Annotated in this window: 3 protein-coding genes; all 3 read left to right on the top strand. The window is 44.1% G+C overall.

From position 1 onward, the window contains the following. Positions 1-3,318 (top strand): PBECR3 domain-containing polyvalent protein (locus EAO33_RS09190; RefSeq protein WP_162982275.1); only part of this gene is annotated, 3,318 nt, incomplete at its 5' end. Further along, positions 3,315-7,475, top strand: a complete 4,161-nt coding sequence (locus EAO33_RS08620) for a putative barnase/colicin E5 family endoribonuclease (protein ID WP_120946358.1) — start codon at positions 3,315-3,317, stop codon at positions 7,473-7,475. The genes EAO33_RS09190 and EAO33_RS08620, both read left to right, overlap by 4 nt. A gap of 20 nt (positions 7,476-7,495) precedes the next feature. Beyond that, complete coding sequence (locus EAO33_RS08625) at positions 7,496-8,458, top strand: PBECR3 domain-containing polyvalent protein (RefSeq protein WP_120946360.1); 963 nt, start codon at positions 7,496-7,498, stop codon at positions 8,456-8,458. Positions 8,459-8,850 lie beyond the last annotated feature (392 nt).

The raw sequence follows: 8,850 nt of genomic DNA on the forward strand, positions 1-8,850 counted from the left end.
TTAAACGATAAGGTGAGCGGAGCAGCTTTAAGGCATCATCTAAAAAGCGCGTTGCACAAGTCCCATAGTGTCAGCGAGTTTAAAACCCACTTGCGCGCTCTAGCTAGCAGAGAGGACTTTGACAACGCCACCAAAGCCCTTATTAGAGAGATTGAGGGGGGAATGCCCCCAGATGATGTGCCCCCTTCAGGTAGTGCAGCACTCCCCCCAAGAGAATCCCCCACAGGAAGCAATAAGCCCCCAGAGGGGACAAGCCCCGCTCAAGATGGAGGGGGTAAGCCTCTAGGTGGAGATGGGGGAAGTTTAGGGAATGGGGGTGGGGATAAGCCGCCTAGTAGTGGTGATCTATTAGACCCTAACAAGCCTTTAAGAAAAGCTAGACCGGAGGAGATCACACAAGAGCTCTTAGAGAGGGTGAAAGAAACTAATGCCAAAATATGGGTGGGGGATTTAACTAATGCGCAAATTTTGGAGCATTTGGAGTTAGACCCTCACAAAACGCTAAAATTTATCGCTGAGGGTGATGTCCTCAAACATGTAGAAAGCAGACATGGCAAGGATTCTATACACGCCAAAAGAGGGCAACCTTTTATAGAAATTGCAGATATAGCCAACTATCCAAATATGGTGAATGACGCGGACATCATCCAAATCAAAAAACACAATAATATTAGGACTTTAATAAGTGGAAAGCAGATTGATGGGTATTTTATAGTCGTTGAAACTGTGGGCGCAAAGAATGGGCAACTCATCTTAAAGACGATGTATAAAGAGGGGGGGAAACTAGAAAATAGCCCCGTGTTTAAAGGTGGCGAGAATATACGACTATCTAAAGATAGCGGGAAGTCCATAGTCGCAACAGATGCGAGCCTCCCCTTAGACGCTATCAGTCGCCACCAAGCCGACCCTACCACCCAAGAGCTTAAAATTCAAGAGGGCGCAGAGCACACTAAAGATCATAAAGCCCAAGAGGCATTAAACAAGATAGACCCTAGCACCCTAAACCCCGAACAACAAGAGATTTTAAAAGTCTTTAAGGGAGAAATCCCTAGCACCACTCTACAGGGCAAAGACTTACAAGAGCTCTATATCCTAGAAACAGGCAGCCGCAAAATAGGGGCTAGAAAAATTCTTATCAAACACTTTGGGGAGGAAAAGACCGGAGGGCTCAATAGCGCAGAACTCTTAAATATAGGTTTTGTGTTGCGCAATGGGGAAATAGATGCCACAAGCTTTGAGCTTAGAAAAGATGCCCTGCGTTATGCTTATGCGCTTAAAGAAAAAGATGGCGTGAGTTTAAGGGTGGTGGTGGATGAGTTTAACGATGGGAAAAAGGTTTTTGATTTTTATAGTAACCGCAATTTTACAGATTACCAAAGCGGTTACAGTCCTAAACTGCCTACCGCTACAGAATATGCTACTCCCACAGAGCTTAAAATTCAAGCTAAGCAGCAGGCTAAGGAGCTTTTTAATAAAGCCCAAGCGCAAGAAAGCGGGTTTAGGGGGTTATTGCAGAGCATACCCGGGCAATATAGCCTAGAGGCTAGCAACTTACTTAAGAGTGTAGAAAGCATTGAGAGTAAGATTAAGCGCAAGAGGGGGGATATAGGGGCTATCAATGACTTTTTAAGAGGGGCGGTGATTGCGCCCAGTAGAGAACACCTAAATTCCCAACTTGTGGATATTACCCAGCACTTGCAAACCCAAGGCATACCCCACCGCATTGAGTATAAGCAAAACACCAGCGGGTATAAGGGCGTGCATATCCAATTTAACTATAACGAGGTAGGGAGTGAAATACAATTACACACGCTTGAGAATTGGGAGATTAAAAAGCAATTAGATGAGATTTACCATATTTTAAGAGAGCAAGAAGTTAATCCGACATTAGCAGAAGAAGAAATCCACCAACTTAGAGCCCAAAGTCGCCAACTAGCTCAGGCTTTAGAGTTAGATATTAAGGATTTTGCCTCTTTTGAGGTGATTTCTACAGAGTTCTCAGGCTCTGCAAAGTCTGTAAATTCTCTAAAAGAGGCTACAGAAGGGAATTTAACCCACATTTTGCGTTTAAAATCAAATTCAAAAGAACCGCCACCATTAAACGATGCGAGCGCATACAATCGTTTAGATTCTGTGTTGAACAAAAACACTAATTTATCTTCAGGCAATGGAAACATACAAACTCCTTTAAAAGAGAATAGCACATCCCCCCAAACACCCCCCTTAAGCCCTAGAGAGCAGGCACTAGCCTTTAGAGAGAGCCAAAGACAAGAGGCTTTAGAGCAGCAGCAAGCTAACAGGGCTAAACAAGAGGCTTTAGCCCAGCAGAGAGCCAAAGAGCAACAAGAAGCCCTAGAGAACAAGCAAGCCCAAGCAGGGGGGAAAGAGAATGAAAAGAATTTAGAGCTAGGCAAAAGCATTCCCATGCAAAAACTAGAGGGCTTTAAAAGCGCGGTTAGCCTAGACGACACCCACATCTACCCTTTAGATTTTGTTATAGTCAGGGCAGATGACATTAAGCCCAATTTCAACGCCGGGGTAGGCACACAAACGCGCACCCAAGTAGACCCCAAGCGCATAGAACAGATCGCCCAACATTTCAACCCCAGAATGATTTTTAATAGAGGGGGTTTTGATGATTTGCCCGTGATCTTAAGCGATGGGCAGGTGCTAGCAGGCAACCACCGCGCTAAGGCGATGCAAGAGTTTAGCCCTTCAAGTAAGCGCGCTTACCAGCAAGCCATCTTAGATAACTATGGGGTGCAACTCAAAGAGGGCGAACTATTAATGCGCACACCCAGCCAAGAGCTAGACAAGCAGGAGATCATCAACCTAGCAGCCGCGAGCAATAAAGAGCGCGCGCACACTTATGGGGACAAACTCATGAGCGCGCTAGGTAAATACGATGCGCACATCAACCCCGCAGAGATAGATAAGATTGTCGCCAACAAACATGAAAGCGTGGACTCTCTAGCCCTTTATATCGCCAAAGATTTAGACAAACAAGCCCAGATGCCCGACATTGAAGGGGCTAATCTAGCCCTTTTAGCCCATGTAGCGCGCAACACGCCTAATATCAGCCTAAGCCAAGCTTTAAACAACGCCCAAAAGCTCCTAAGTGTTGAGGAGTTCACCAAGCTAAAAGATATGTTTGTCAAAAACGCGAGCAATTTCTACAAACTAGCCAGAGACTCCAATCTAGCTAATTTGCACATTGCTCCCTATCTAGCCCAAGCCATAGATTCCACAGCTAGAAGCGTGCTAGCAGGCGCACGCCATGAAAACCTAAACGATCTCTATGAAAGTCTGTTGGATTGATCAACACCACCAAGAAGGACGGAACTAACCAGTTTGTCCAAGAGTTAAACCCAGAGGTGTATCAAGACGCTTTAGCCCAGTTGCTAGGCGTAGGTTTTGCGCGTTTTGTGCGCCTTGAAAACCCTAGCCAAAATTTACACGAGTTTCTCACTAACTTGCCCAACACCTTTAAAGAACTCTTTGGACCCAGACTAGCTTTTGGGGACTTAGACTTGCCCGCGCAAAAGGCTTTAAAAGATGTGAATATGTGGGACTTTGCCTATACACTATTAAGCAATGCAGAGGGATCACAAGCTTTAAGCAGGGTGTTAGGGCTTTTGCCCCGATTAGAAAAAAAGGCAAGTCAGGCACGATTAGCTTTAGCGAGCAATCCCAAGATTCAAGCCCAAGAGAAAACACAAGCCAGAAGCGCACAGGCGTTGAAACAAGAGCCCCCCCTAGATACCAAGACCCCATCACTCTTTGGGGAGGACACAGGAAAGAGGACTTTAACCCGCATTGAGGGCAGACCCACACAAAAGATTTTCACCCAGCCCACAGAGGTGGAGATTATAGATGTAGAGGTGTTGGACCCGGCTAAATTGCTAGAGTATAAGAGCACGGCGCAGCTAGTCCAAGACGCGCACGCTAAGGGCTTGAGCTCTAAAGAAGCCTTAAAGATGATAGAGTGGAGGAGGGAGCAAATCACCCTAGCTTTGCCTTTTAAAAGCGGGGTGGAACAGCGTATTTTTTCCAAAGAGGATATTAAAAGCGCAGCGCAAATTTTACAGGAGGGCAGAGCGACGCGCTTAAGCCCCGAGCAGATAAAGCGCGCTATTCTTAAGGCAGAGGAATTAAAAGCAAGCGCGCCTAGTAAAGATGTAAAATACCAAGCCCAAGCCAGCGCGCTTTTTAACAAGGCTCAAGAGCAAGAAGCAGACTTTAAACAACTCTTAGAGGGGTTAGCCCAGCCTAGTAGCCAGTTAGAGGCTAGCCATATTGTAAAGAGTGTAGAAAGCATTGAGAGCAAGATTAAGCGTAAGAGGGGGGATATAAGTGGCATTAATGATTATTTGAGGGGGGCTATTATTGCCCCAGATAAAAGCCAATTAGATAGCCAGTTGGTGCGCATTTTAGACACTTTAGAGAGTCAGGGTATCACCCCTATTACAGAGCTACACCACCGCCAGAGTGGATACAAGGGTATCCATGTGCAATTTGAATACAATGGGGTAGGCAGTGAAATACAATTACACACCGCCCAAAGTTGGGATATTAAGAAAAGATTAGACGAGATTTATCACATTTTAAGAGAACAAGCAGTTAATCCGACTTTGAGCAAGGAAGAAATACAAGAGTTAGTTAGAGAGAGTCAGCGTATCGCTCAAGATTTAGATTTAGATATCAATGCTTTAACTTCTTTTGCCTTGAGTTCGGATAAAAACGCCACTTCTGAAAAGTCTGTATTAGTCAGAAAGTCCTCCATAGACTTAAACGACTCCCAAGATTTAGCCTTAAAGTCAAATTCAAACATGCCTTCTTCACCCGGGGCAGATATAGCATACAACCGCCCCGACTCTGTATTAAACCAAAAAGACGAGATTTTAACCGGGGGTAAGGGAATAGATGAATCCATTGACAAGCCTTTAGATAGTGTGATCAAAGATAGCACAACAGCGCTTAAAATTGAATCCAAAGAGCCCCCCAAGCTTGATCCTAAGCTTGCGCCTAAGTTTAGGGTTGCAAAAATTAAGTTCCCCTATGTGCCTATTCGGACAAGTTGGGGAAGAGCGTTACAAGAAACAGAACAGCTTAGAAACCTTTTAAGACACAAGGAGAATTTTTATAATAACTTAAAAGAGACTTATGCCTTAGAACGCCATGAGGGCTACTACACCCCTAGCAATGCACTAGAGAACACGCCAAGACTTTCCCAAAAAGCCCTTTACGAAGTTTATCACAGAGATTATTCCAAGTTTTTAAGGCTAAGAAATGTTTTAGATAGCCCTAGTGTGGTGCTTAAAACACAGGAAGGGTATTTGTTTGCTAGAGAAGAAAAGTGGGGGGTAAAGACTTTTGTAGACTTGAGAGAGGACAAAGAAGGTTTATGGCATGTAGCCCATTTTGGGGATTTTAAAACCTTTAAAAAGGTAGATGACGCGCTCAAAAAAGGCGGGCAAATGCTTTTAGATCAGCGTGGATCAAAAGCCATTCTAGCCAATCCCGCCTTTGGCGAAAACTTTGCCGAATATGCAGGCAAAGGCGCACAAGCGGTAGCTAAGCTTTTAAAAGAAAAACGCGGGCAAGTAGCCGGGGCGTTTTATAAAGAGGGGTTGGGGTATATTGATCTGGTGTGGGGAGCAAAAGATAAGGGTATAGGCTTAGAGAAAATCCTAGCAAAGCATGTAGATGATTTTAAAGGCTTTAAGGGCAATACACCCCAAGAAAAATTAGTTAATGGGCTAGAGCACTTAATCCAAAATGGCGCGCTTAGGACTAGCCCCACAGGCATTAAAACCATTTTTGAACCCACAGCACAAGGGGAATTTAGAGTCGGGTTGTCTAAAGGGTGGTTTAAAGAGGGGGATAATCATTGGGTCATCACGGCTTACGAGTATAAACGCCCCCCTGTAGAGACTTTCGACCAATCTACAAGCCCCAAAGGGTTTGAGCATGGGCATCTAGCTCAAAAGGGCGAAGCTAAAGATAGCACAACCCCCCTTAAAGACACTTCTAAGCCTAGAAAGAAACAAGTAAAAGCCCTTGAAAGCGAGTTTATCGACAACATCATCCATGATTATACCGCGCGTGGCGAAAATAACCAAAGCCTCATCGCCACATTGAAAAACTACATCGATGATGAGGACTTTATCCACAACCTCTCCAAGGAAACACTTGTGAACATAGAACCCGGGCTAGCAAGAGCAAACGATTATCTCATGTACGAACAAGTTGCCAAAATGGAGGAGATGATCCAAAAGATAGAAAAGTTAGATTCACAAGCGGTTAGCCCGGGTATGCGTGCAAGTTTGGCACACATGCAGAAACTCAAGACCCAACAAGAAAAAGAGCTTTTAGAAATTAAAGGCTTGTATGAAAAGCTTATTGCCAAGTGGGAAAAAGCGCATGGACAAAAGGCTAATGTGGTGTTCCCAGCTAAGTATACGCCCAAGCAGAGCGCGCAAAAGCCTCCAGTTAAAAAGCAGGAGACCTCTAAAAGTGAAGTTAGTAGCACAGAGAAAGCCTCTAAACTTGAAGCTAACCCCGCTTTTGGGGAGAACTTTGCCGAATATGCAGGCAAAGGCGCACAAGCTGTAGCAAAGCTTTTAAAAGAAAAACGCGGGCAAGTAGCCGGGGCGTTTTATAAAGAGGGGTTGGGGTATATTGATTTGGTGTGGGGGGCAGTGAAAAACAAAGAGGGCAAGATACAAGGTCATGGCTTAAGCAAGATTGTAGAAAAACACCTTGATGACTTTAAGGAGTTTGCAGGAAAGAATGCAGAAGAGAAGTTAGGCAATGGCATAAGGGACATCATCCATAACGGGGAAGTGGTTAAAACCCACAATGGCTATAACATCCTTTATCAGGGCTACAAAGTGGGCTTAAATGAGGGGTGGAATGAAAAGGGCGTTAAAATCGGCAATAACCGATGGGTGGTAACAGCTTATGACAATTCTAAAAGTCTAGCGAGCAAGAGTCAAGGTCGCAACTCTGACTCTTTGACTAAGGGCGAGACTCTGCCCTTAAACTCAAAAGAGGATACTACCACACCCCCCCTTAAAACCCCCCAAGAGTTAGCAGAGTTGCAACTAGAACCCGAGCAGATACACGATCTATTAAGAGAACGCTTTAGTCAAAGAAGTATCTGGGATGCAAAGCACACCATAGCCAACCACCCTGTACTCATAGAGGATGGAAAGAAAAAGATTGAGATCGCCCAAAGGGGGGATTTAGAGGAGCAGGCAAGGGCAATTAGTGAGAAACTTAGCAAGGCTCCTAGATCACAAAGACAAAAACTTTACGAACAGCTAGAGGCAAACCAAGACGCAAGAGACATAGACCTACACAAGCGCATCATAGAGGGCTATGAAAGAGAGATTGAGAGGGCTAAAAAATATCTAGCTAGATACCAAAAAGCCCAAGAGTTTAGAAAGAATGCCGGGGATATGCTGAATTAAAAGCGCAGTTCCACGCCACTTTGAGCAACACCCAAGAGAAGCTAAGAAGCGATGCTTATAACAAAATCGCTAAGGAGATAAAATATAGGGAAGAGTATTACTATAAGAACCTTGATGCCGCTAAAGAGATAGGTCTAAAACTTGATGAACACATCGGTATTGAAGGGCTTTTAGAGCACTTTTACCCTAATCTAAGCCCCAGACTAGCCAAACTCAACAGCCTTATCAAAAAGATAGAAAAAATAGACCCACAGGGGGTAACCCCTAAAATGCGCCAGGATTTAGCGCACATGCAAGAACTCAGTGCCCAACAAGAAAAGGAGTTGCTAGAAATTAAGAACTTGTATGAAAAGCTCATTGCCAAGTGGGAGAAAATGCATGGGCAAAAGGCTAATGCGGTGTTCCCAGCTAAGTATACGCCCAAGGAATCTAAAGGGGCAGGAGGGGGCAATGGAGGGGAGAAACCGCCTAGTAGTGATGATTTGCTAGACCCTAAGAGACCTTTAAGAAAAATTAGCCCAGAGGAGGTAACACCTGAGTTTTTAGAGGAGGTTAAAAAGCGTAAAGATGTTAAGGTGTGGATTGGGGATTTAACGAATCCGCAGATTTTGGAGCATTTGGGCTTTAAGAGTGATAGACCTGTGAAAATGCTTTTTGATGGGGATGCGTTAAAGCACATTGAAAAAAGGCATGGGAAGGGTAGTCCTTTAGTAGAAAAGAGTAAGCAACCAGCAGTAACACATGAGGATATAGCTAGTTATCCGGAGATTGTGAATAATGCGGACTTGATGAAAGTTGTAAAGCATAATGATTTAACCACCATCACAATTGGTAAGCAAACCAACGGATACGCTATTGTGGTGGAGGCTGTGGGGAAAAAGAATAACCGATTAACTTTAAAAACGATGTACAAAGAACATGGGAAATTAGAACAAGGGTTAGATTTTAAAGATGGTAACTACATACGACTACCTCAAAGATAGCGCAGGTCCACCAGTGGTTAAACACGGGTCCTACTTAGACGCATCGTTGAAACCATCCAATTGAGCCTATAGAAAAAATACTTAATATTTGCTTAGATAGGAAGCTTTACACGGATGAGAGAATTTTTAAAAAAGGAATGAACATGGCGTATTACTTCGCATTAGACAACTTAGATGCGAACAATTTGGCAGATTTGATCGATCGAGTGGTTATGCTTTAGTGTGAATTGTAGAGGCTTTTAGAGGACTTCATGAAAAGATTAATCCTTTTAGCCTTTTTCTTACTAGGGTGTGCGCCTAGAGTGGTGTATAAAGATGTGTTCGTGCCCACACCTTGCAATGTGCAAAAGCCTAGCAGACCGCATAAGGACTTAGGGGTGTTAGAGTATGTG

It is taken from the genome of Helicobacter labacensis (genome assembly GCF_003660285.1).
Taxonomy (GTDB): Bacteria; Campylobacterota; Campylobacteria; order Campylobacterales; family Helicobacteraceae; genus Helicobacter; species Helicobacter labacensis.